The following is a 1105-nucleotide window of genomic DNA, read 5'->3' as shown; positions in this document are numbered from 1 at the left end:
ACGCCGGACTACCTGGCCCCCGAGATCGTCGAGGGGCTGCCCCCGCGGGCCTCCGTGGACATCTACGCGCTGGCCACGGTGCTGTACGAGCTGCTGGCGGGCTTCACCCCCTTCGGCGGCGGCCACCCGGGCGCGGTGCTGCGCCGCCATGTCACCGAGACGGTGGTCCCCCTCCCCGGCATCCCCGAGGAGCTGTGGCAGCTGATCGTGCAGTGCCTCGCCAAGGCACCCGCCTCCCGGCTGCGGGCGTCCGAACTGGCGGCGCGGCTGCGGGAGCAGTTGCCGACGCTGGCCGGGCTGCCGCCGCTGGACGTGGACGAGCCGGACCTCTCCGAGGAGGCGGCCGAGGAGGAACCGGCGGCGCCCGCGGCCCCGGCGGGGGGTGCGCCGGTACGACGACGGGGCGCGGTCTCCCTCGTCCAGGGCGCCCGGCCCGACTCCAACCGCGACACCCACACGTCGATGCGGGTGCCCGCCCCCGACGAGCTGGCCGGCGGCGCGCACGGCACGGCCCGGGCACCGCGTCCGGCGGGAGCCCCCCGGCCGGGCTCGGCGAAACACCGCGCGGCGGTTCGGCGGCGCCGGATCACGCTGGGGGTGGCCGGGGTGGCGGTGGCGGCGCTGGTGTCGGTCGGCGCGTGGTGGGCGACGTCGGACTCCCCGGCGGACTCCCCGCGCCCGGCGTCCACGTCGTCCGCCCCCTGACCCCGGCGCGGCGGAGGTCGCTTGCCACAGCCGTTACGCTTGAACCGTGGCAGTCGTCGATGTATCCGAAGAGCTGAAGTCCCTCTCCTCGACCATGGAGTCGATCGAGGCCGTCCTGGACCTCGACAAGATGAGGGCAGATATCGCCGCGCTTGAGGAGCAGGCGGCGGTCCCGTCCCTGTGGGACAACCCGGACGAGGCGCAGAAGATCACCAGTAAGCTCTCCCACCTCCAGGCCGAGGTCAGGAAGGCGGAGGCGCTGCGCGGTCGCATCGACGACCTCTCGGTCCTCTTCGAGATGGCCGAGGAGGAGGACGACCCGGACACCCGCGCCGAGGCCGAGTCCGAGCTGGCCTCCGTACGCAAGGCGCTGGACGAGATGGAGGTCCGTACCCTCCTG

At 74.3% G+C, this 1105-nt stretch carries 2 protein-coding genes; both read left to right on the top strand.

Features of this window, described 5'->3' with window-relative positions:
- Window positions 1-705: protein kinase domain-containing protein (locus ACPC54_RS42250; RefSeq protein ID WP_498973082.1), on the top strand; the 705-nt coding region annotated here is incomplete at its 5' end.
- A gap of 46 nt (window positions 706-751) precedes the next feature.
- Window positions 752-1105: PCRF domain-containing protein (locus ACPC54_RS42245; protein WP_498973080.1), on the top strand; the 354-nt coding region annotated here is incomplete at its 3' end.

Origin of the sequence: Kitasatospora sp. NPDC094028 (genome assembly GCF_049543595.1) — a bacterium.
In the GTDB taxonomy this organism is placed as follows: domain Bacteria; phylum Actinomycetota; class Actinomycetes; order Streptomycetales; family Streptomycetaceae; genus Kitasatospora.
This window is presented reverse-complemented; position numbering and strand designations above follow the sequence as displayed.